The organism is Marinibium conchae (assembly GCF_015595035.1).
Lineage (GTDB): Bacteria > Pseudomonadota > Gammaproteobacteria > Enterobacterales > Alteromonadaceae > Glaciecola.
In genome coordinates this window covers 1,468,216-1,489,923 of record NZ_JADNRN010000001.1, presented here as the reverse complement: position 1 = coordinate 1,489,923, position 21,708 = coordinate 1,468,216, and the positions used below count along the sequence as shown (strand labels likewise).

Genomic DNA, 21,708 nt, shown 5'->3' with positions numbered 1-21,708 from the left:
GGGATAGTAAAAAATATGGCAGAAGTATCCATAGAAAAACTCGCCGCAGACATTGGTACAACCGTTGATCGATTGGTTCAGCAGTTCAAAGATTCTGGTGTAACAAAAGCCGCAGGCGATAACGTTACTGAGGAAGAGAAAAAGACATTACTCGATCATTTGAGTAAATCGCATGGTGGTAGTGGTTCTGAAGCGCCAAAGAAAATGACGCTTCAACGCAAAACTACCAGCACTATAAGTTTAGGTAAATCTAAAGCTGTAAAAGTTGAAGTTCGTAAAAAGCGTACCTACGTTAAGCGAACTGATGTTGAAGAACAGCGCTTAGCTGAAGAAGAAGCTGCTAGAGTAGCGGCTGAAGCAAAAGCTAAATTAGAAGCTGAGCAAAAAGCTGCTGAGGCAGCAAAAGCGGCGGCGGAAGAAAAAGCGAAAAAAGCTGCAGAAGCGAGAAAAGCACAAGAAGCTGAACGTGCTGCGCGTGCAGAGAAAGCGAAGAAAGAAGCCGAAGAGCGTAAAAAGAACGAGCCAACTTTGTCTGACGAAGAGAAACAAGCTCAGGAAGCAGCGCGTGCAGAAGCTGAGCGTATCAAGAAGCAGCAAGAAGAAGAGACACAGCGTAAGCTTGAAGAAGATGCTAAGAAAGCAGCTGAGGAAGCACGCAAACTTGCTGAAGAAAATGATAAACGTTGGAAAGAGGAAGAAGAACGTCGTAAGAAGCAGGAAGCTGAAGACGTACACTTACACTCTAACAGATACGCACAAGAAGCCGAAGATGAGCAAGATATGCAAGTTGAGCGTTCTTCGCGTCGTCGTAAAAAGTCGAAACGTAATGCTGGTGAAGACCTTAAGCATGGTTTCAACAAGCCGGCCCAACCTGTTGAGCGTATCGTTAAAATAGGTGCCACTATCACAGTCGGCGAATTAGCGAGCAGAATGGCTAAGAAAGGTACGGAAGTTATCAAAACCATGATGAAAATGGGTGAGATGGCGACGATTAACCAAGTATTAGACCAAGACACTGCGGTGCTAGTGATTGAAGAAATGGGTCAAAAATACGAACTCGTTAACGACAATGCGCTTGAAGATGATTTGATTGCTAATACATCGCAAGGCGATAAAGTTACCCGTGCACCTGTTGTGACAATCATGGGTCACGTTGACCATGGTAAAACCTCACTACTTGACTATATTCGTCGTGCAAAGGTTGCAGATGGCGAGGCGGGCGGTATTACTCAGCATATTGGTGCTTACAGTGTTGAAACTGAAAATGCACGAATTGCTTTCCTAGATACTCCGGGGCACGCCGCGTTTACCGCCATGCGTGCTCGTGGTGCAACAGCAACTGATATTGTTATTCTTGTTGTTGCTGCCGACGATGGTGTTATGCCGCAAACGAAAGAGGCTGTTCAACATAGTCGTGCTGCTGGTGTGCCATTAATTGTTGCTGTTAACAAGATGGATAAAGAAGCTGCAGACCCCGACAGAGTGAAGACTGAATTATCGCAGTTGGAAGTTATCTCTGAAGAATGGGGTGGTGAGCATCAGTTTGTTGCTGTATCTGCTAAAACAGGTATGGGTATTGACGAACTATTAGAAGCGATTGCTCTCCAAGCCGAATTACTTGACCTTAAAGCGGTTGCCTCAGGCCCCGCTAGAGGGATAGTAATTGAATCGCGTCTTGATAAAGGCCGTGGCCCTGTGGCTTCTGTCTTAGTTCAAGAAGGTGAATTAAAAGCCGGTGACATCCTGCTTTGTGGTGAAGAATACGGCCGTGTTCGTGCAATGCGCGATGAAAATGGTAAAGAAATCAAGCTTGCCGGCCCTTCTACACCAGTCGAAGTGTTAGGTTTGTCGGGTGTACCAATTGCTGGTGAAGATGCTTTAGTCGTGAACGACGAGCGTAAAGCTCGAGAAGTTGCTTCGAAGCGTCATACCAAACAGCGTGAATTGAAGCTAGCGAAACAACAGAAAGCGAAACTTGAAAACATGTTTGCCAACATGGAGTCGGGTGACGTAAGTGAGTTGAATATCGTTCTTAAAGCCGACGTTCAAGGTTCGATTGAAGCAATATCAGAAAGTCTGATAAAGCTGTCTACAGATGAAGTTAAAGTGAACATCGTTGGTAGTGGTGTGGGTGGTATTACTGAAACTGATGCGAGTTTAGCAGCGGCTTCAAGTGCCATCGTTGTTGGTTTTAATGTACGTGCCGATGCAACTGCTCGCCGTATGATAGAAGCTGAAGAAATTGACCTTCGCTATTACAGCATCATCTATGAACTTATTGATGAAGTGAAGCAAGCAATGAGCGGAATGCTCGCACCTGAATTCAAACAAGAAATCATGGGTCTTGCAGAAGTTCGTGACGTATTTAAGTCGCCGAAGATTGGTGCTATTGCCGGCTGTATGGTAACCGAAGGTACTATTAAGCGTAGCAATCCGATCCGCGTTCTTCGTGATAACGTCGTTATCTATGAAGGCGAACTCGAGTCATTGCGCCGCTTTAAAGATGATGTTCAAGACGTTAAGAAAGGTATCGAATGTGGTATCGGCGTTAAGAACTACAACGATGTTAAGGTAGGCGATCAAATAGAAGTATTTGAAATCGTTGAGGTTAAAAGAGAAATCTAAACTTCAGCACTGCTGATTAACGTTGATTTATAAACGAAACGGGGGCTTTAGGCCTCCGTTTTTTTCATATAGGCAAAGCTAGTCGATAGCTTTGTTTTTAATTGGAGATAATAATGGCTAGAGAATTTTCTCGAACGGACCGCGTTAGTCAGCAGGTTCATAAAGAAATAGCGAGTATCTTGCAAAACGAATTTAAACATCGTGAGCCCACAGTGGGCATGATCACCATTTCCTCTGTGGACGTATCACGCGACTTGGCGCACGCTAAAATTTATGTCACTTTTTATGGTTCAGACGAAGATAAAATTAAAGAAGACCTTGTGCGATTACAAGAGGCTAAGGGCTTTATTCGTAGCATTTTAGCAAGACGCATACGAATGCGAGCCGTTCCAGCGGTGCACTTTTTCAGAGATGAGTCACTCACAGAAGGTATCCGTATTTCTACTTTAGTGAATGAAGCTAGAGCAAAAGATAATGAAAAAGCAGGAAAGGATGAGGAAGAGTAGTAGTGTCTATTTTTCGCGTCTTTTTCTTTAAAAAATAAGTGAAGTGAGTAACAACGATATATGGCAAGACGCAAGAAAGGTAGAGCAATCAACGGTGTAATTTTGGTTGATAAGTACACGGGTGAGTCTTCAAACTTTATATTACAGCAAGTAAAACGTTTGTATGGTGCCGCAAAAGCGGGGCATACCGGAGCATTAGACCCTCTAGCAACAGGTATGTTGCCTATTTGTTTAGGTGAAGCGACAAAATTTTCTCAATTTCTTCTTGATGCAGATAAAACCTATATTGTTACTGCGAAATTGGGAGAGAGAACTGACACCTCAGATTCCGATGGCGAGATTATTGAAACGAAAGAGGTGAATATTGAGCAAGCGCAGCTCGATACCGTCTTAGAAAATTACAGAGGCCGCATCAAGCAAGTGCCTTCGATGTTTTCCGCACTTAAGTATCAAGGTAAGCCACTTTATTCCTACGCCCGTCAGGGAATAGTCGTACCCAGAGAAGCTCGCGATATCAACATTTACTCTTTGAAACTCTTACGTTTTGATAAAAACGAAATTGATATGGAGGTTCGCTGTTCAAAAGGCACCTATATTCGTTCACTAGTTGATGATATTGGCCAAGACTTGAAGTGTGGTGCGCATGTCACAATGTTGAGAAGAACGGCTGTGGCTGATTATCCTGCAGAAAATATGATGACGATTGAAGCTTTGAATTCCTTATCGGAAGATCTCACTATCGATCGCTCAATGCGTAATTTCGATAAATTGGATGCTTTGCTTATGCCGATGGACACGGCGGTGCTGTCTTTACCTGAATTGCAAGCCAGTGACCAAAGCATCGATGATTTTCTTCATGGCCAGCCTATTACCCATCAAAGTGAGCTGGCGCTAGGTTCCTTGGCAAGGATCTACAGGAAATCGGACTTAAAATTCTTCGGTATCGCTAGCGTCGACAGAGAAAATGAATATTGGCCCAAACGCTCGGTGGTTTATAAAGAAGACTATTTTGGTTAAATCTAGCTAAAGAGCTTGTTAAAAATCTAGCTCTCAGTATAATACGCGCTCTCAAGTTAGTGCTGCTGAATTAGTGATCGGCGCACTGTTTTTTAAACTCTATTATTATTGGAGAAAATTATGTCACTAACTACAACAGAAATAGCAACTATCATTGCTGAATTCGGCATCAAAGAAGGTGATACAGGTTCACCTGAAGTACAAGTTGCTCTATTAACAAACAACATAAACAAGCTTCAGGGTCACTTCAAAGATCATAAGAAAGACCACCATTCACGCCGTGGTTTGTTACGTATGGTAAGCCAGCGTAGAAAGCTTCTTGATTACTTGAAAGGTAAGAATGTTGAGCGTTATCAAGACCTCATTAAGCGTTTAGGACTTCGTCGTTAAGACAGGTTCTGAAACACAAAAAAAGCACCGAAGGGTGCTTTTTTTGTGTCTGTAAGTTGTATGTCGTTAGGCTAGCAACAATAAGGCAGCTACTCTATTAATGAGTCATGCTCCATACGAGCAACTGCGATATTACGACCTTTACTCCTTAGACTGTTTTCTTTGCAATCTCTTGAAGTAAAGCCTCAAGGTCTGATATTTTGTTCAGAAGTGAGGTGTTTCTCGATTCTAGTAGTTTGATTTTATCATCTAACTTTTTCAGCTCCCTTGTTTGAGCTTGCACTTTACTGTCAGCTTGCTCGGCATTGACACTCGCGGCAAGGATGTCATTTGCCTGGGCTGAAAGTTTTTCGTTGAGCCCGTTGATGCGATTAAGCATTTGCTGAACATCTGTTGATGCTGACTCTAGGTCTTTACGGATAGTCGCTAGACTACTCTCACTGCCCGATTTCAGACTTGCTACATTTTTATCGAGGCTTTTGATTTCCTCCTGGTTTCTGCGCCATGCTGACGCCCACAACTGGTCCATTTGTTCCCACAACTCTTCTGTTTTACCAGCGAGTTCGTTTACTCTAACTTGCAGAGCAACGGTAGAGTTACCCATTTCTTCACCTGTCGCAGATAACTTTTGCTCTAAAGACTGTAAACGAGAGTCAGTGCGAAGCGCTTCTGTCTTTGCTTGTTCAAGTTGAGTATATAGATAGCCTGCACCCGCACAGGCGGCGATAGCTATAACTAATACTATTGATGTAAAAATGTTTGAGCCACTTTGTGATGCGGTAGATGCGACAGGAGAATTTTGTCGAGATCCAATTGGCCGACGTTCGTCAACATCTATGTTAATGGGGGCGAAATCACGTTCTTTGTCAGACATAATTGTAGATATTTCTATTATTCGAGTTACCGTTAATCTTAAAGCAAATCTGTCAAATATTCATGCCTAATTTTGCTTAATATATAGTCTCTAAACGGCGCCTATGTCGCTAGTTAGGTATACTTATTAATGCTCATTGCAGGAAGCAAGGTATAGACAGCTATACTTTTATGCAATATATTGACCTTCAACTTTTGATATGCATCGAATAAATGAAACTATTTGACAAAATCTCCTTTAAGCTTGGAGCTCGCACTTTAGTATTGGTGTTAACGCTCGGGTTTGCTATGTCTTTCTTTCAGACTTATGTCGATTTCAAAGCACGTTCAAAAGCGGTAAATGCGTCACTAGAGTCAACTATTGGTTCAATTAAAGATCAAGCAAGTAATGCTGTATGGAAAATAGACGATGAACTTGCAGAAATAGTGATTAAGGGTCTCACTTATTTTGATTATTTTGTTTATGTCGCGATAGAAGACGATTCGGGTAATATTCTTGCTGAAGCCGAAAATGTGCAACCCACAAGACACTATCCCTTATTATCGTTTTTTTTAGACGAAGAGTTTTATGATTCAACAGTGCTTCTATATTACGACGAGCTAATACCCAATGCCTCCGTCGACATCGCCAAAAATTACGGAAAGCTCATTGTTAGGGTTAACAATCACATCGCTCATTATGATGTGTACGACAGAGCCGTTCGTACGTTTGCAATCTCGTTAACAGGCTATGTGCTTATTTCATTCTCCTTAGTACTACTCTACCATTTTATGCTTGCCGCACCATTGGTAAGATTGGCAAATAGGTTTGAACGTGTAAATACTTCCTCAATTGCCGATCAGTCAATTAGTCAGTTAAAAGGACATGAGAAAAATGAGTTCGGTAAAATTATTGATTCTGCGAATGATCTACTTGACAGAATTGCAACTGGGCAAATTCTACTCACCCAGCGCAGTCAACGTTTCCGCTTAATATTAGACACCGCACCAGCGATCATATTTTCAATTGACGCCAAAGGAAAATTTGTTTTTGCGAATAAAGCGACAGCTTCATTTTATGGGCACAGTATTTTCGATTTAAAAGGGAAAGGCGCTGCCGAGGTTATTGAGCCAATTGATCCTGGCTTGGTTAGAAAGATAAATCAGTTTACTAATGACAATAATAGGAAGGAAGTATCAATTATTGAAGCTTTCGACTCGCATAAAATGAAATGCGTGATGGAAATGTCGATGGTTAAGTTTCATACCTACGATGGTCAAAGTATTTTGATCATTGCAAATGACGTTACTAAACGTGTTGATGCCGAAGAAAGAATCGAGAACCTAGCATATTATGATTCATTAACGAATTTACCTAACCGCAATAGAGTGTATGAAATTCTAAATGTTCAAAATATTAGCAACAGCGGTACTCAATTTAATGTTGCTATTTTGGCTGATCTTGATCAATTTAAGCGGATAAATGACACCTTAAGTCACAGTGTTGGTGATCAATTAATTGTGAAATTAGCCGAGCGATTGACACTAGAATTTCAAGACATCGGGCTGATAGCACGATTAGGTGCGGATGAATTCCTCTGCTATAGCCAGCAACTTTCCAACAATAGAGCGATTGCCAATAAAACAGCATTAGAATTGGCTGAAAAGCTTCGTCAGTGTATCAACAAAGAAATAGATATAGGGCTACATCGATACAACCTGTCTGCGAGTTTGGGAGTTGTCGTATTTAAACCTGGTTTTGAAACTGCCGATGAAATCTTACAATACGCTGATACAGCGATGTACGAATCGAAAAAGAGTGGCCGAAACTGCGCAACACTGTTCCAAGATCAAATGGCGACTGAAGCGGCAGAGTTGTTGAAGCTAGAAAGAGATATTTCCAATGCGATGTTTAATGACGAATTCTTTTTCGTATTGCAACCGCTTGTTGATTCGAATAGTAAGAAGCTTGTTAGTGCTGAAGCTCTTATCCGCTGGAATCGAGGCGACAGCATTATCGCTCCAGACCAATTTATTCCCTTTCTCGAAGAAAGTGCGTTGATTATAGATGTGGGCGAGCGCATGCTAAATAAGGTCTGTGAGTTAATCGCATCGCTGAAACTGACCGGAAATCTTCATAGCAATTTTAGGATCGCCGTGAATATTAGTGGCAAGCAGCTCGCTGATAATAGCTTTATTGCCAAAGTGACTGAAGTACTGAAGAAACACGGTGTAAAGGGCTGCTTTCTTGAGTTCGAGATCACTGAGAGTGTAGCGTTGGACAACATGGAGGATACTATCGCGAAAATCCTAGAGCTGAAAAAGCTCGGGATTAGCTTTTCTCTTGATGATTTTGGTACAGGTTACAGTTCGTTGAGTCACTTAAAAGACTTGCCTGTTGATAAGCTCAAAATTGATCGGTCTTTTGTAAATGACATCACCGTCGACAAACAAGATGAAAACTTGGTACTGTCTATCATTCAATTAGCAAAAAATTTAGGCCTTGTGACTGTTGCTGAAGGTGTAGAAACAGAACAACAAGTCGAATGGTTAAGAGCAAATGGTAACGATTTGTTGCAGGGCTACTATTTCAGTAGACCAATAACACCAGAGGTTTTTATTAAAAAATATTTTGAGCCACCCATGTTGCAGGACGTGTCAAAACTTTGAGAGTGATAATGAGCATGAATAAGCTACTTGCCTTGGTGTTGACTCTTTTTGTTTTACTAGCATCAGCACAAGGTAGAGCAAATACTAGTTGCGAAATAAGCTATCCTGCTAAGCAGTCAGAGATCGATACGAGGAACGATTATCCCTTGGAGTTGCTACAAGCAATTCTCAAAGCAACTGAAGCAGACTTCGGTCAATGCGCTCTAAAAGCCGTTGGCCCTTTTAATCAGAAACGAACCAAGCAAGCTTTATTGAATCGACAAGTTGATATAGCCTGGTTACCTGCCACTGCAAGTAATAATGATAGATTTCTGGCGATTAAAGTGCCATTGCGCAAAGGCCTCTTGGGCTGGAGGCTCCTAATGGTGAATACAGCTGACGTCGCTCGTTTTGAAAGTGTGGAAAGTCTTCAGGACTTACAAAAATTCAGAACAGCCTTTGGTGCCGATTGGCAAGACTTAGCAGTGATGAAGTCTAATTTTGACGCTATGGTTTTAGGGTCTGACTACGAGCAATTATTTAAAATGCTACATCACGGCCGCTTCGATTTTTTCTCTCGAGGACTGCATGAAGTCGCAGATGAAATTGAATACCACAAGGCAGATGGTTATGATTTCAGTGCCTTAGGACATCTTATGCTTCGCTATAAGGCTGTCGATTTATTCTATTTGGCTCCGAACAATAAAGAACTATTTGCACGAATACGCAAGGGGATGAACGCGATTATTGTTAATGGTCAGTTCAATGAGCTATTTTATTCCTACTATGCACATTATATTGAGCAAGCCAACATGAAAGACAAAGCGATCTTCGAGCTTGAGAACCCCGACTTTCCTGATGAAATAGAGTACAAAGACCCTCAGCTTTGGTTTCAGTTGAACGATTTGTGATTGTGTTTTTGAGATTCAGATCGTAGCTAAGCCAGCTATAGTAGAAGCAAAAAGTCCCTGCGGTAAACATCAATAAGTTTTACACACAAAAAAAGACGCGATAGCGTCTTTTTTGTTTAATTGGTGGAGCTGGCGGGAATTGAACCCGCGTCCAGAAAGCGTCAACCATTGGTACTACATGCTTAGTTTGTCATTTATTTAATCCTACAGACCCCGACAAACAGGGTTCCTTCGGACTGGCCTAATACTATTTCGCGGTTCAGCCTTAGACAAGCATCCCTCGCTAGGTCATTAGTATGACCTTCCGAACCTCAGCTAGTGACCAAAGCTTGAGTGGAAGGGCCTATACAGGTTATTAAGCTGCTAGTGCGTAGTTTTCGTCGTTTGCGACTATTTTTTTGCGGCTTTTTAAAGAGGCCAACCGCACCTCTGCATGCACCTCAAGCATCATTGAATCCTGTCGAATCCAGAGCAGCCCCGAGATAAGCGTCAAATATAGCATATTCAAAGTAAATAAACATCGAGTTTTACCAGAAAATTAAGGACGGAGAGATTCATGAACCTTTGCTTATAGGTATCGATAAATAGGGGCAACTTGAATAAACTGCATAATATGAGAGAGTAATGATATTAATGAATTTAAAGTAGTAATGATGAGAGTATTTACGCCTTGCACACTGCCGAACGGCGCTCTATTAAAAAACCGTTTTGTAAAAGCAGCCATGGAAGAAAACATGGCCGAGCCAAATCAATTACCGGGCACCGCATTAAAGAATCTGTATGCGAGTTGGGCGAGTGGAGGCGTTGGCTTGATTATAACCGGCAATGTTATGGTTGATAGATTGGCTATGACCGGTCCTGGTGGTGTTGTGCTTGAAAAAAACACAGACTTGAGCTCTTTTTCTGAGTGGGCAACGTGCGCAAAACAAAACGACACTAACGTTATTATGCAAATAAATCACCCTGGCCGTCAGGTCTTTAAAAGCATGGGTGGGAAAGTACTCGCCCCATCAAATGTTGCGCTTAATATGGGGAAACACAATGCTTTATTCGAAGCGCCTCGAGCCATGGCTACAGATGAAATATGTGACCTCGTACAACGTTTTTGCGACACGGCACTTAATGCAAAAAAGGCAGGCTTCGATGGTGTTCAAATTCATGCTGCCCACGGTTATTTAATTAGTCAATTTTTATCTCCAAATACTAACAAACGCACAGACGAGTGGGGCGGTGATATTGCTGGTCGCTCTAAACTATTGTTCGACGTGTTTTATGGCGTGAGAAAAGCATGTGGTGATGATTTCATTGTTGGCATCAAGCTCAACTCGGCTGATTTTCAACGGGGCGGCTTTGATGTTGATGATGCAATTGAGGTTGTAAAGAGACTTAATGAAACAAACGTTGATTTTATTGAACTATCAGGTGGCTCGTACGAAGCACCTGCAATGCAGGGTAAAAGTGGAGACGAGAGAACACTTGCTCGAGAGGCATATTTTTTAGCCTTTGCAAAGCAAATTGCGCAATTCTCAACAAGACCAATAATGACTACTGGGGGCATAAAACGTTTGTCGGTTGCTAATGAAGTAGTAAGTAGTGGTATGGAACTTGTAGGAATTGCTTCCGCACTTGCCTACGACCCTGCTTTGGTAAACAAATGGCAAGTAGATGAACACTACGAAGGATTTATTCCGGCGACGCAGTGGAAAGACAAAACGCTAGCGGGATTGGCAAATATGGCTTTAGTTAAGCGACAATTAAGGCGTTTAGGTAATGGCTTAAAAACGTCTAGAGGATCGTTTGCATTTGTGAGTTTACTGTTAGACCAATTGAGAAAAGCATCCTTAACAAAACGTTATAGAAAACAATATATTGATAATTAAAGTAATCTATATGGTGCTGGTAAGCATATTATACCATTGCGAATTATAGCTGCAGAGCCAAGCATTCAGTCTACACTGTGGGTTAGGTAGCTTTACATTGTTTATTTAAAAGAGGGTATTCAATTGCAAAGGTTTTCGACATATGTATTAGGCGTGCTGCTACTTGGTCTATCTGCAGGGAGTATGGCATCAAATACCTCAGGTGTGCATGGTCCTAGTGTGAAAGCGGGTGAAAAGAGTAGCCAACTAAGAATTGCACTCTCGCCTAGTGACGAAGACGGGCAAGTGGATAATTGGGCATATCGAGCTCATTATCAACATGCGTTTAATGATGAGTTTCGTGGCCGAGTTATACTTCAATATCGCGACCGCGGTGACCTTCAATTTGAATACATTCGTGCTGAAATGCTCTACAACTTTAAAAAGAAAGAAGTAGATGGCATGTGGTCGAGTGGTTTACGCTTCGATATTAGGGCAAGGCGCAGCGATAGCCCCGAAGAGTTTGCTGTAAACTGGACGAATCAATGGGATCTTTCGAATGGAATTCGGCTACGTGGAATCATTATCAGCGCGTGGCAGTTTGGCAGCGACAATGCAGATGATGGCACGGCATTAGAAACGCGTTTTGGTGTAAGTAAAAAAATCGGAAATGGCTTAACAATCGGTATGGAAATGTTTAACGACTACGGCACCATTGGTGAGTTTGGTTCATTCAATAGTCAAAGCCATCAAATTGGGCCTATGATAGGCGGCACAATAGGTGGCATGAAGTATGAGTTTAGGTATTTAGCAGGTGTCAGCAACGGCACACGCGACCACAATCTTGGTTTACGGTTTAATAAATCCTTTTGATGATTAGGGCAATAACCGTATTAATAAACGTTGAGCCAACATAAGCTGTTGGCTGTTTAAGCGCTGTGCTTCATCATGCGCTCTTTGGTGCGAGCCCAGTCTCTGTCTTTCACGGCGTCACGTTTGTCATGTTCCTGCTTACCTTTAGCAAGCTGAATTTCAAGTTTTACCCAACAGGCCTTCCAGTACATGGCTGTTGCCACTATGGTAAGCCCTTTTCTGTCAAGACCACCCATTAGTTCCTCTATTTCTCGCTTTTTCAGAAGCAGCTTACGTACACGGGTAGGATCACTGATAACATGAGTTGACGCTTGATTTAATGGCATTATGTTAATGTTACTCACATAAGCTTCGCCGTCTTTGATAAAAACATAACTGTCGGTGATGTTAGCTTTACCGGCACGAATACTTTTTACTTCCCAACCTTGAAGCTGAAGGCCAGCTTCAAATTTATCGATAAAATGAAATTCATGCTTTGCACGTTTGTTCAACGCGATTGTATTATTGTTATTTTGAGATTTTTTCATGTTGCCATTATATCAGGCCATTTGAATTTGTCTTGAACAACTTACATTTTCCTTCTGTATTTCTTTGTTTTCAATGATAAACTATGGACAATTTATTAGCCGGTTTAGTAAACAATGCCCAGTATTGAAAGAAATGCATTAGTTGCCTATAGCACAGAACAAATGTTTGCTTTAGTTAACGACGTTAACGCCTATGAAGACTTTCTTCCTGGTTGTGAAAAAAGCACGGTATTAGAGCAAAGCGACGAACATATGCTTGCGTCTATGGTCTTGTCGAAAGCGGGTGTTCGTCAAACACTGACAACCAAGAATACCCTGATTAAAAATGCAAAAATAGTCATGGACTTATCCGACGGTCCTTTTAAATCGCTAACTGGCGGTTGGACATTCACCCCCTTGTCAGACGATGCCTGCAAGATAGAATTAAAGCTCAATTTTGTGTTTTCCAATAAGTTAATGGAGTTAGCCTTTGGCAAAATTTTTAACGCCTTAGCAAACAACATGGTAAATGCATTTAGTCAGCGTGCCAAAGAGGTTTACGGATAGTGTCTACAGTTATTGATATTGAAGTAGTTTATGGGCTACCAGAGAAACAAACGCTATTGTCTCTCTCCGTCGACGAGGGCACCACCGTTGAGAAAGCGATACAGCAATCCGGGATATTATCAATCTACTCTATTGATATTGAAAAAAGTAAAGTAGGAGTGTGGAACCGTAGCTGTAAACTGTCACAAGTGCTTTCAGATGGGGATAGAATAGAAATATATCGCCCATTAATTGCAGACCCGAAAGAGGTTAGGAAACGGCGTGCTGAAAAGGCCAAAGAAGAGGGGCGTGCCGATAAAGTAACAGGCGGAAGGCCCTCTAACGCAAAATCAACTAGACCCAAAAAAGCGAGCATCAACGACACTTCCAAAAACTAGTATTTTCTGCGTTGCAATCCAGTGGTAGCTAGTATTTTCGCAGATATCTCCTCTATTGAAAATTTAGTGCTATTGAGAAAGGGGATTTTTTCCTTTCTATATAGGTTTTCGACTTCACGTAGCTCCATTCGACATTGCTGCATTGATGCATAACGACTGTTGGCTTTGCGTTCTGAACGAATTTGATGCAAACGATTAGCCTCAATAGTAAGACCAAAAAGCTTCTTCTTAAAACGCTTGAGTGTTGATGGAAGTTTTAGAATGTCTCCCATATCATCTTCTGTAAAAGGGTAGTTCGCTGCTTTTATACCGTATTGTAATGCCAGATATAAGCTAGTGGGTGTTTTTCCAGAACGCGAGACGCCTACAAGAATTATATCGGCTTCGTGATAGTCTTTTAGGTTGCTGCCGTCATCATTTGCTAAAGCATAGTTTACGGCTTCAATCCGAATGTCATACGTCTTCTCATGGATACTATGGGTTCGATGTTTCTCCGGTTTCGACGGTACCCCAATGATCTTTTCGAGCGGTGCCACAAATTGATCTAAAAAATTATAATTTATACCAACAGAATGACTCATCAGATTTCGAATTTCGCTGTTAACCATGGTATAAAAAACCAAAGGTCGTTCATTCGTTTCATCAAAATGCTGCTTTATCTGATCCAACACTTCTTGTGCATGTTGTTCGGTTTCAACAAAAGGAATCGTAATATGTTGGAATTCTACGGGGAATAATGAAAGCAAAGCATGTCCAAAAACTTCAGCGGTAATGGCTGTACCATCAGAAATATAAAAAGCAGCGCGCACAACATCTCCTTAACATTGTTGTAAGTTTCTTACGAAAAAAAATAAAATTTTACTTTCATGTAGCGCTCAATTTAGAATCTCGCCTGAGCAAAGTAAACTGTTATTTAAGGTTTTGAAGCTTGGCTTGAAAATTAACATACCTTGTTACAACACAAAGTGACAAATCTTATCGGCAAATAAATGAGCTGGAGGCTTTAGCAGTGCAAGAATACGTACTATGGTATCAAGAGTTGGGCATGGATGATGTAAACCGTGTGGGTGGTAAAAACGCATCGTTAGGGGAAATGATATCTAACCTGTCAAATGCAGGAGTACAAGTTCCAGGTGGATTTGCGACAACATCATATGCATTTAATCAATTCTTAGAACAAAGTGGAGTAGAAGCCAAAATACATGAAGTATTGGACGCTCTCGACGTAGACGATGTTAACGCTCTGGCCGAGGCCGGCAAGAACATTCGTCAATGGATACTCGATACGCCATTTCAAAAAACCTTGGAAGACGAAATAAAATCTGCTTTTACAACACTGCAAGGTGATGCAGGTGAGCAAGCGTCTTTTGCTGTCAGGTCATCTGCAACTGCTGAAGATATGCCGGATGCTAGTTTTGCTGGTCAGCAAGAAACATTCCTGAATGTAAAGGGTTATGAATCAGTCCTTGTCGCGATAAAACACGTTTACGCGTCATTGTTTAACGATAGAGCTATTTCTTATCGCGTTCACCAAGGTTATGACCATAAAGGCGTTGCTTTATCTGCCGGTATTCAGCGCATGGTGAGAAGTGATATCGCATCTTCTGGCGTGATGTTTACCATCGATACAGAGTCGGGATTCGAAGACGTGGTGTTTGTAACAAGTTCTTTCGGTTTAGGCGAAATGGTTGTTCAAGGCGCAGTTAATCCAGATGAATTTTACGTACATAAACCAACTCTTGCAGCGGGCAAACCTGCGATTGTAAGACGAAACCTCGGCAGTAAGCTGGTTAAGATGATTTATTCCGACGACCTCGCCCATGGCAAGCAGGTTGATATTGTCGACATCGAAAAAACTGACAGTATGCGCTTCTCGTTAACTGACGATGAAGTGATGGAGCTAGCAAAACAAGCGCAGATCATTGAGCAACACTACAAGCGTCCAATGGATATTGAATGGGCAAAAGACGGTGCTGACGGTAAACTTTATATCGTTCAAGCTCGCCCTGAAACAGTTCGCAGTCGTGAAGATATGCAAGTAATTGAGCGCTTCCAACTGAAAGGTGACGCTACGAAAGTCGTTTGTGAAGGGCGCGCGATAGGCCACAAGATTGGTGCAGGCAAGGCTAAAGTGCTTGGCTCTATTGCTGAGATGGACATGATTGAAGTGGGTGATGTCTTGGTAACAGACATGACGGACCCAGACTGGGAACCAATTATGAAAAAAGCGTCTGCGATTGTCACCAATCGAGGCGGAAGAACATGCCATGCAGCGATTATTGCACGTGAAATGGGCATACCAGCGGTTGTAGGGTGTGGTAACGCAACTGATAGCATCCAAGCGGGTGACTCAATCACCGTAAGCTGTGCAGAGGGAGATACCGGGTACATTTACAGCCAAGAGCTTGATTTTGAGGTTATTACCTCGCGTATCGATTCTATGCCCGATTTACCGCTCGACATTATGATGAACGTAGGTAATCCAGACAGAGCTTTCGATTTTGCTAGATTGCCACACGAAGGTGTTGGTCTTGCTCGCCTAGAATTTATTATTAATCGGATGATTGGCGTGCATCCTAAAGCACTGTTGAATTTCGACGACCAGCCTGGCGAGTTAAAGGAAGAAATTTCTGAGATGATCGCCGGGTATGCCTCACCAACTGAGTTTTACATTGAAAAACTGGTTGAAGGTATCTCTACTATTGGTGCAGCTTTCTCTCCGAAAAAAGTCATCGTTCGCATGTCTGACTTCAAGTCCAACGAATACTTTAACTTGGTAGGCGGGTATCAATATGAGCCAGATGAAGAAAATCCGATGCTTGGTTTCCGTGGTGCTAGTCGTTATATCTCTGAAGATTTTAGGGATTGTTTTGCGCTAGAGTGCGAAGCTATAAAACGTGTTCGTAATGATATGGGCTTAACTAATGTCGAAATTATGATCCCATTCGTTCGTACTTTAGAAGAAGGTCAAAGAGTCATTGAGCTACTTGCGGAGCAAGGCTTGGTAAAAGGTGAGAATGGCTTGCGCGTTATTATGATGTGTGAACTTCCCTCGAACGCTTTACTGGCCGATCAGTTCCTAGATATCTTTGACGGATTCTCAATTGGTTCGAATGATTTAACTCAGCTAACACTCGGTCTTGACCGTGATTCAGGTTTAATTGCGCATTTGTTCGACGAGAGAAATGATGCTGTAAAAGCACTGTTGGCTATGGCGATAAAAGCTGCCAAAGCAAGAGGTAAGTACGTTGGTATCTGTGGGCAAGGGCCTTCGGATCACGAAGATTTTGCCGCTTGGTTGGTTGAGCAGGGCATCGATTCAGTATCGTTAAACCCTGATACCGTCGTAGAAACTTGGTTATATCTTGCTGAGAAGCACGGCTAGATTTTCAAAGCCTAATGACAGAGGGCTTAAGGGCTGGTTATGTATCATAATCAGCCCTTTTTATTTGAGATCACCTTACCAGCTGCAGTTTGCTAGAACTTTCTGCGATAGAAAAAAGCGTCCAGCTTTCTGGCTCCAATTTACAAGCAGCGGCGTGTTTTTCTCAGTAGGTGTTTCGCTGGCGGGTACTAATGCTCAACAGCATGAGTCCGGCAAGCAGAAGTACTGAAGATATGTGTGCAATCGTAACAAGCCGTTTTAACGTGCTTGTTCCTGCTGTATGATTTTATATAACTTTTTAGTTTTAACTACTTTGCAGCCCATTGAACCTTCAACGGCTTTTCTACCTAGGAATGCGACAGGCGCATATGGATGACGTTTCTTGAATACTTTCTTTAAAAATTTTTTCATTGTTTACTCCAATTTCATATGGTTGAAGGGCACAATAGTGAAATAGTGAGGCCCCTCACGAATTTATCCTCTCTTGTTTAAACTACCCACAACACTAAATATACGCTATTTAGGTATGCTTTTCCATAATAAGAGAAAACAAATGGGCTTATAAATCAGCTAGTGCATTTTTTACGTAAAAGATATACTGCTGAAGTTCATGAAGGAGACGATACTTGACTGCATTACCGATACTCTCGCCTAACGAGAGCTTAAACCAAGATACACGAGTTTATTTAGATGCATTAGAGTGCACGGCGTATGCCGGTGATATTGAAATTAGCTATGGTAGTCGATTGGCCGTAGCAACCGACAATAGTATATATCAGCAATTACCCCAGGCAGTACTTCATCCACGTAATACTCAAGACTTGAGTCTTATCGCTAAAGTCGCGGCAGATATGCCCTCAGTGAGTTTCAGTGCGCGAGGAGGAGGGACAGGCACCAATGGACAGTCGTTAACACCTGGTATCATAGTGGATACCTCTCGCTACATGAACCAAATTGTAGAGCATAATATCGAAGAGGGCTGGGTTACTGTTCAAAGTGGCGTTGTCAAAGACGCCTTAAACGACTATCTGCGGCCCTTTGGCTACTTTTTTTCTCCCGATCTTTCTACCAGTAATCGCGCCACCGTCGGCGGTATGATCAGTACTGATGCGTCTGGCCAAGGCAGTTTGGTATACGGTAAAACAAGCGATCATGTACTGTCTTTAACTTCGGTGCTTGCTAATGGAGAAATCATAACGACCTCTCCTATGCCCTTAGATGAAGCTCAAGAGCTCGCACGTGGTAATAGCGCGCTCAGTCGTGTTGTAAAACAAGTCATAGCAACATCCGTTAATAAGCGCGAGCAGATTATAGAGAAATTCCCCCGCTTAAATCGCTTTTTGACAGGCTATGACCTTGAACATGCTTATGACGACAAAAAACAAGAAATTGATATCAGTAGGTTAATCACTGGTGCCGAAGGTTCATTGGCCTTCGTTGCAGAAGCAAAACTGAACATTACAAAGATACCCAAATATACTGCTTTGGTTAACGTTAAATACGACTTGTTTGAATCCGCTTTGCGACACGCTCCAAGCATGATTGCGGCAAAAGCCACTTCGGTTGAGACGGTTGATAGCACGGTGCTTAATATGGCTCGCGCAGATATCATTTGGCATAGCGTCGCCGATTTAATCACGGATGTGGAAAATAAAACCATGCTGGGCCTCAACATGGTTGAGTATAATAGCGATGATAAACAGGAAATAGAAAACAAGATCGCCCTTCTATCTGATGAACTTACCCGTGCTGCAGAAGAAGGGAGGGATGGCGTCATCGGTTTCCAAGTCACCTATGAACGCAGTGAAATAAACAAAATCTACGCTATGCGTAAAAAGTCTGTCGGGCTATTAGGCAAGACAAAGGGCGTAAAAAAACCAATTGCTTTTGCGGAAGACACTGCAGTGCCACCTGAAAATTTGGCTGATTTTATTATGGAGTTCCGCGACCTTCTTGACAGTCATGGCCTCAAGTACGGTATGTTTGGGCATGTCGATGCGGGGGTGTTACACGTAAGACCAGCATTAGACTTGTGTGATATGGAGCAAGAAAAGTTAGTTAACACTATATCAGACCAAGTGGTTGCCTTAGTTGCCAAGTATGGCGGGTTAATGTGGGGTGAGCATGGCAAAGGTTATCGTAGTGAGTATGCACCAGCATTTTTTGGTGATGAGCTTTATACCGAACTGCGTAAGGTGAAAACCGCTTTTGATCCAATGAATAAAATGAATCCAGGTAAAATATGCACTCCTGTTGATTCAACTGCAAAAATGGTAAAAGTCGCAGACATAAAAAGAGCCACTTTCGACCGAACAATTCCCATCGCCTTCAAAGAGGCGTTCGCCCCAGCAATGAGTTGTAATGGCAATGGTCTTTGTTTTAACTATGATACGACGTCACCAATGTGTCCGTCGAGCAAAATAACGCAGGACCGCCGACACAGCCCTAAAGGCCGAGCAGGACTCATTCGTGAATGGCTGCGCTTGTTAGGACAGGCGAACGTAGCAACTGATAATTTGTCACATAAACAGTTTTCTAGTTCATTTTTAGCTCGCTTCATTCAATCGCGCTCTAGCTGGAAAAAGCAAAATAAAGATGACTTTTCTCATGAAGTTTTTGACGCAATGAACGGATGTTTAGCTTGCAAGTCTTGTTCAAGTCAGTGTCCGGTAGGTGTCGATGTCCCTGATTTTAGAGCGCGTTTCCTCGCTATCTATTATCAGCGCTATTCTCGCCCCCTGAAGGATTATTTTGTTGCTAATGTTGAGACCCTAGCGCCTGCAATGGCGAAATTCCCGCGCTTTTTCAACTTCTTTTTAGACGCAAGTATTGTGAAACTAGCGATAAAGAAAGCGATCGGTTATGTTGATGCACCTTTGCTGTCTGTGCCGAATCTCCGCCAACGGGTTGCTCGACTTGATTGTGAGCGAAGTTTGCAATCACTTGAGAGCCTTAGCACTAAAGATAGGCAGAATTACGTAGTGGTTGTTCAAGACCCTTTCACGAGCTTTTATGATGCGCAGAGTGTCGAAAAGCTGTTAATTGTTATCCAAAAGCTAGGTTTATTTCCAGTGCTTTTACCTTTCTCACCCAATGGCAAGGCGCAACATGTGAAAGGCTTTTTAGATCGTTTTGAGAAGACCGCCGACACCACCGCTTCATTGCTCAACAAAGTGCACGATTTAGGCTTGCCAATGATTGGCGCCGATGCATCTTTAGTGCTCTGCTATCGCGATGAATATGCGAAAATATTGGGTTCAAGAAGAGGAAGTTTTTCTGTACAAACAGTTACCGAGTGGTTAAGTGCTTTGCCTCAAGAGCGTATCAGTAAGCTTCGCGTTAACAGAGAGCAAACGCAAGTTGCTACTGTAAACTACCGTTTGTTAGCCCACTGTACCGAAAAGACTGCTCTCCCCAAAACAGAGCAACAATGGCAAGCTGTATTTCAAAGCCTTGATTTGAGACTTAATATCGTGCCGGTAGGCTGCTGCGGAATGGCTGGGACTTATGGTCATGAGGTTGAGCAGCTAGCTAATTCCAAAGGTATCTATGATTTAAGTTGGGCTGCTGAAATAAAGAGCGCGGAGGCTGAGGGCGCAGATATATTAGCTACTGGTTATAGTTGCAGAAGCCAAGTGAAACGCTTTGAGTCTTTTAGGCCTAAACACCCAATTGAAATACTTGCTGAATTGTAAGGAGGAAAAGGGCTTTGCTCGAGACATGGTGCTGTGTTAGAAACTAACATGTTGACCAGCTCGAGCGATATGGGGTTGCTATTTAATCTTCGGCTTGAGTTTTTACTTTACTTGGCGCTAGTGTCTCATTGCGAGATAACAAGCGACGTGGTGCTTTAAACTCTGGCTTGTTTACTACGATATCTAGCGTTTGGTTGAGGTCCGAATCAATAAAAACGTTTGCTTCGTTAACAAATGATTCGTTGATCATTTGTTTTACAGTTTCTTTGTCTTTAACAAGTTCCTTGTTGTTCGACTGTTGTGCATTTACCATCCCTGTAAATACGATTGATGCGAGTACGGTCACTGCCATAATTGTTACTTTCATTTTTCTTTTTGCCTTAATATAGTTGATTTTAATTGCCGCTTTTTTGTTAAATATTTATCAATACTTTGTTACAACATTATTCCTTTAAAATACATAGTATTACCTATCTAACAGACCGAGATGTTAGGCTAAAAATTGCACTAAAAATAGTGATTTAAATTATTTATATTAATTAGAAAAACTAATGTATAATGTGCCATCAAATTTTTATGAGATTGAGCTATGGCAAAACGATTACCTCCTCTAAATGCGTTGAAAGCATTTGAAACTGCGGCGAGGCATTTGAGTTTTACGAAAGCAGCGGAAGAGCTTTTTGTGACGCAAGCGGCAGTCAGTCATCAAATTAAGTCATTAGAAAGCCATTTATCAACAAAGTTATTTTTGCGACGAAACAGAACGCTACTATTGACCGAGGAGGGTCAAGGCTATTTTGTCGAGCTTCGAGATATATTCAACCATTTACAAGATGCCACTGACAGACTCTTAGCGCGAGGAAGTAAGGGGGCTATTACTGTGGCAGCGCCTCCGAGTTTTGCTAGTCAGTGGTTAGTTTCTAAAATAAGCCAATTTTCTAGCTTACACCCAGACATAGACGTACGAATTAAGGCGGTTGACTTAGATGACGGGTTTCTCGATGAAACGATAGATATTGCCATATATTATGGCAAGGGAAATTGGGGAAGAGTCCATTCCACTAAGTTGCATGCCGAATATCTGACGCCAATGTGTTCTCCAATGCTCTTTCAAAAGGGGTTGCCTTTGGAGACACTCGCAGACTTAAAACACCATCTGTTATTGCACGACAGCTCTCGTGCAGCATGGAAAAACTGGTTGCGTGCCTTTGATATAAGAGGCGTTAATGTAAATCAAGGGCCAATGTTCAGTCATACAATGTTGGTGCTGCAAGCTGCCGCATTAGGGCAGGGTATAGCGCTCTCAAATACAGTGCTAGCAAGGCCTGAAATTGAAGCTGGAAGGCTTATTTGTCCATTTGAGGAAAGTATAGAAAGCAAAGATGCGTTTTACTTAGTTTGTCATCAAGGACAATCAGAAGTGAGCAAAATTCAGGTTTTCAGAGAATGGATGTTGGCGCAGGTTGAAGATGAAAGTGCATAAAGTGTTTTTCAAT

The 21,708-nt window shown here is 42.1% G+C and carries 18 protein-coding genes and 1 other RNA gene; 13 read left to right on the top strand and 6 right to left on the bottom strand.

Going from position 1 to position 21,708, the window contains the following annotated elements; translation table 11 throughout:
- The first annotated feature begins 15 nt into the window (after positions 1-15).
- From infB to rpsO, 4 genes are all read left to right on the top strand, one after another.
- Complete coding sequence (gene infB, locus ISG33_RS06325) at positions 16-2,625, top strand: translation initiation factor IF-2 (RefSeq protein ID WP_195732645.1); 2,610 nt, start codon at positions 16-18, stop codon at positions 2,623-2,625.
- Between the two features lie 113 nt (positions 2,626-2,738).
- Complete coding sequence (gene rbfA / locus ISG33_RS06320) at positions 2,739-3,131, top strand: 30S ribosome-binding factor RbfA (RefSeq protein WP_195732644.1); 393 nt, start codon at positions 2,739-2,741, stop codon at positions 3,129-3,131.
- Positions 3,132-3,191: 60 nt separating this feature from the next.
- Positions 3,192-4,148, top strand: a complete 957-nt coding sequence (truB, locus tag ISG33_RS06315; protein ID WP_195732643.1) for a tRNA pseudouridine(55) synthase TruB — start codon at positions 3,192-3,194, stop codon at positions 4,146-4,148.
- A gap of 120 nt (positions 4,149-4,268) precedes the next feature.
- Positions 4,269-4,538, top strand: coding sequence for a 30S ribosomal protein S15 (rpsO, locus tag ISG33_RS06310; protein ID WP_195732642.1), 270 nt, complete (start codon positions 4,269-4,271; stop codon positions 4,536-4,538).
- Between the two features lie 148 nt (positions 4,539-4,686).
- Here the strand turns inward: rpsO and ISG33_RS06305 are convergent, their stop codons facing one another.
- Entirely contained in the window at positions 4,687-5,412 is a 726-nt protein-coding gene (locus ISG33_RS06305) for a hypothetical protein (protein ID WP_195732641.1), read from the bottom strand.
- A gap of 212 nt (positions 5,413-5,624) precedes the next feature.
- Here ISG33_RS06305 and ISG33_RS06300 point away from each other — a divergent pair, with 212 nt between their 5' ends.
- Positions 5,625-8,060 (top strand): bifunctional diguanylate cyclase/phosphodiesterase, encoded by a 2,436-nt coding sequence (locus ISG33_RS06300; RefSeq protein ID WP_195732640.1) that lies wholly within the window; start codon positions 5,625-5,627, stop codon positions 8,058-8,060.
- Between the two features lie 8 nt (positions 8,061-8,068).
- The gene (locus ISG33_RS06295) at positions 8,069-8,950 is read left to right on the top strand and encodes a transporter substrate-binding domain-containing protein (RefSeq protein WP_195732639.1); all 882 of its coding nucleotides are present in this window, start codon (positions 8,069-8,071) and stop codon (positions 8,948-8,950) included.
- A 121-nt stretch (positions 8,951-9,071) separates the two neighbouring features.
- On the opposite strand, the gene ssrA is transcribed toward ISG33_RS06295, so the two are convergent.
- Positions 9,072-9,429, bottom strand: a transfer-messenger RNA (tmRNA) gene (ssrA, locus tag ISG33_RS06290).
- A gap of 174 nt (positions 9,430-9,603) precedes the next feature.
- Here ssrA and ISG33_RS06285 point away from each other — a divergent pair.
- Together ISG33_RS06285 and ISG33_RS06280 are read left to right on the top strand one after the other, a co-directional pair.
- Positions 9,604-10,830 (top strand): NADH:flavin oxidoreductase/NADH oxidase family protein, encoded by a 1,227-nt coding sequence (locus ISG33_RS06285; protein WP_195733065.1) that lies wholly within the window; start codon positions 9,604-9,606, stop codon positions 10,828-10,830.
- Positions 10,831-10,953: 123 nt separating this feature from the next.
- Positions 10,954-11,682 (top strand): hypothetical protein, encoded by a 729-nt coding sequence (locus ISG33_RS06280; RefSeq protein ID WP_229333468.1) that lies wholly within the window; start codon positions 10,954-10,956, stop codon positions 11,680-11,682.
- A 56-nt stretch (positions 11,683-11,738) separates the two neighbouring features.
- On the opposite strand, the gene smpB is transcribed toward ISG33_RS06280, so the two are convergent.
- The gene (smpB, locus tag ISG33_RS06275) at positions 11,739-12,209 is read right to left on the bottom strand and encodes an SsrA-binding protein SmpB (protein ID WP_195732637.1); all 471 of its coding nucleotides are present in this window, start codon (positions 12,207-12,209) and stop codon (positions 11,739-11,741) included.
- 114 nt (positions 12,210-12,323) lie between these two features.
- Here smpB and ISG33_RS06270 point away from each other — a divergent pair, with 114 nt between their 5' ends.
- Both ISG33_RS06270 and ISG33_RS06265 read left to right on the top strand, forming a co-directional pair.
- Positions 12,324-12,755 (top strand): type II toxin-antitoxin system RatA family toxin, encoded by a 432-nt coding sequence (locus tag ISG33_RS06270; RefSeq protein ID WP_195732636.1) that lies wholly within the window; start codon positions 12,324-12,326, stop codon positions 12,753-12,755.
- Positions 12,755-13,132 (top strand): RnfH family protein, encoded by a 378-nt coding sequence (locus ISG33_RS06265; RefSeq protein WP_195732635.1) that lies wholly within the window; start codon positions 12,755-12,757, stop codon positions 13,130-13,132. Before ISG33_RS06270 ends, ISG33_RS06265 begins: the two co-directional genes overlap by 1 nt.
- Here the strand turns inward: ISG33_RS06265 and ppsR are convergent.
- Positions 13,129-13,941, bottom strand: a complete 813-nt coding sequence (ppsR, locus tag ISG33_RS06260; RefSeq protein WP_195732634.1) for a posphoenolpyruvate synthetase regulatory kinase/phosphorylase PpsR — start codon at positions 13,939-13,941, stop codon at positions 13,129-13,131. The genes ISG33_RS06265 and ppsR overlap by 4 nt on opposite strands.
- A 200-nt stretch (positions 13,942-14,141) precedes the next feature.
- Here ppsR and ppsA point away from each other — a divergent pair, with 200 nt between their 5' ends.
- Positions 14,142-16,517 carry a phosphoenolpyruvate synthase gene (gene ppsA / locus ISG33_RS06255; protein ID WP_195732633.1) on the top strand — a complete coding sequence of 792 codons (2,376 nt, stop codon included), beginning with the start codon at positions 14,142-14,144 and terminating at the stop codon, positions 16,515-16,517.
- A gap of 258 nt (positions 16,518-16,775) precedes the next feature.
- Here ppsA and ISG33_RS06250 read toward each other — a convergent pair whose 3' ends face one another.
- Positions 16,776-16,928, bottom strand: a complete 153-nt coding sequence (locus ISG33_RS06250; protein WP_195732632.1) for a hypothetical protein — start codon at positions 16,926-16,928, stop codon at positions 16,776-16,778.
- Between the two features lie 215 nt (positions 16,929-17,143).
- Between ISG33_RS06250 and ydiJ the strand changes: the two genes are divergently transcribed.
- On the top strand, positions 17,144-20,212 hold the full coding sequence (gene ydiJ, locus ISG33_RS06245; protein WP_195732631.1) for a D-2-hydroxyglutarate dehydrogenase YdiJ: 3,069 nt from the start codon (positions 17,144-17,146) through the stop codon (positions 20,210-20,212).
- Positions 20,213-20,294: 82 nt separating this feature from the next.
- On the opposite strand, the gene ISG33_RS06240 is transcribed toward ydiJ, so the two are convergent.
- Positions 20,295-20,579, bottom strand: a complete 285-nt coding sequence (locus ISG33_RS06240; protein ID WP_195732630.1) for a hypothetical protein — start codon at positions 20,577-20,579, stop codon at positions 20,295-20,297.
- A gap of 222 nt (positions 20,580-20,801) precedes the next feature.
- On the opposite strand from ISG33_RS06240, the gene ISG33_RS06235 reads away from it, so the two are divergent.
- Positions 20,802-21,695, top strand: coding sequence for a transcriptional regulator GcvA (locus tag ISG33_RS06235; RefSeq protein WP_195732629.1), 894 nt, complete (start codon positions 20,802-20,804; stop codon positions 21,693-21,695).
- Positions 21,696-21,708: the final 13 nt, after the last annotated feature.

Excerpts from the sequence above, each read along its gene's own strand:
- infB (WP_195732645.1), top strand. The coding sequence starts at position 16 with ATGGCAGAAGTATCCATAGAAAAACTCGCCGCAGACATTGGTACAACC.
- rbfA (WP_195732644.1), top strand. The coding sequence starts at position 2,739 with ATGGCTAGAGAATTTTCTCGAACGGACCGCGTTAGTCAGCAGGTTCAT.
- truB (WP_195732643.1), top strand. The coding sequence starts at position 3,192 with ATGGCAAGACGCAAGAAAGGTAGAGCAATCAACGGTGTAATTTTGGTT.
- rpsO (WP_195732642.1), top strand. The coding sequence starts at position 4,269 with ATGTCACTAACTACAACAGAAATAGCAACTATCATTGCTGAATTCGGC.
- ISG33_RS06305 (WP_195732641.1), bottom strand. The coding sequence starts at position 5,412 with ATGTCTGACAAAGAACGTGATTTCGCCCCCATTAACATAGATGTTGAC.
- ISG33_RS06300 (WP_195732640.1), top strand. The coding sequence starts at position 5,625 with ATGAAACTATTTGACAAAATCTCCTTTAAGCTTGGAGCTCGCACTTTA.
- ISG33_RS06295 (WP_195732639.1), top strand. The coding sequence starts at position 8,069 with ATGAGCATGAATAAGCTACTTGCCTTGGTGTTGACTCTTTTTGTTTTA.
- ISG33_RS06285 (WP_195733065.1), top strand. The coding sequence starts at position 9,604 with ATGAGAGTATTTACGCCTTGCACACTGCCGAACGGCGCTCTATTAAAA.
- smpB (WP_195732637.1), bottom strand. The coding sequence starts at position 12,209 with ATGAAAAAATCTCAAAATAACAATAATACAATCGCGTTGAACAAACGT.
- ISG33_RS06270 (WP_195732636.1), top strand. The coding sequence starts at position 12,324 with ATGCCCAGTATTGAAAGAAATGCATTAGTTGCCTATAGCACAGAACAA.
- ISG33_RS06250 (WP_195732632.1), bottom strand. The coding sequence starts at position 16,928 with ATGAAAAAATTTTTAAAGAAAGTATTCAAGAAACGTCATCCATATGCG.
- ISG33_RS06240 (WP_195732630.1), bottom strand. The coding sequence starts at position 20,579 with ATGAAAGTAACAATTATGGCAGTGACCGTACTCGCATCAATCGTATTT.
- ISG33_RS06235 (WP_195732629.1), top strand. The coding sequence starts at position 20,802 with ATGGCAAAACGATTACCTCCTCTAAATGCGTTGAAAGCATTTGAAACT.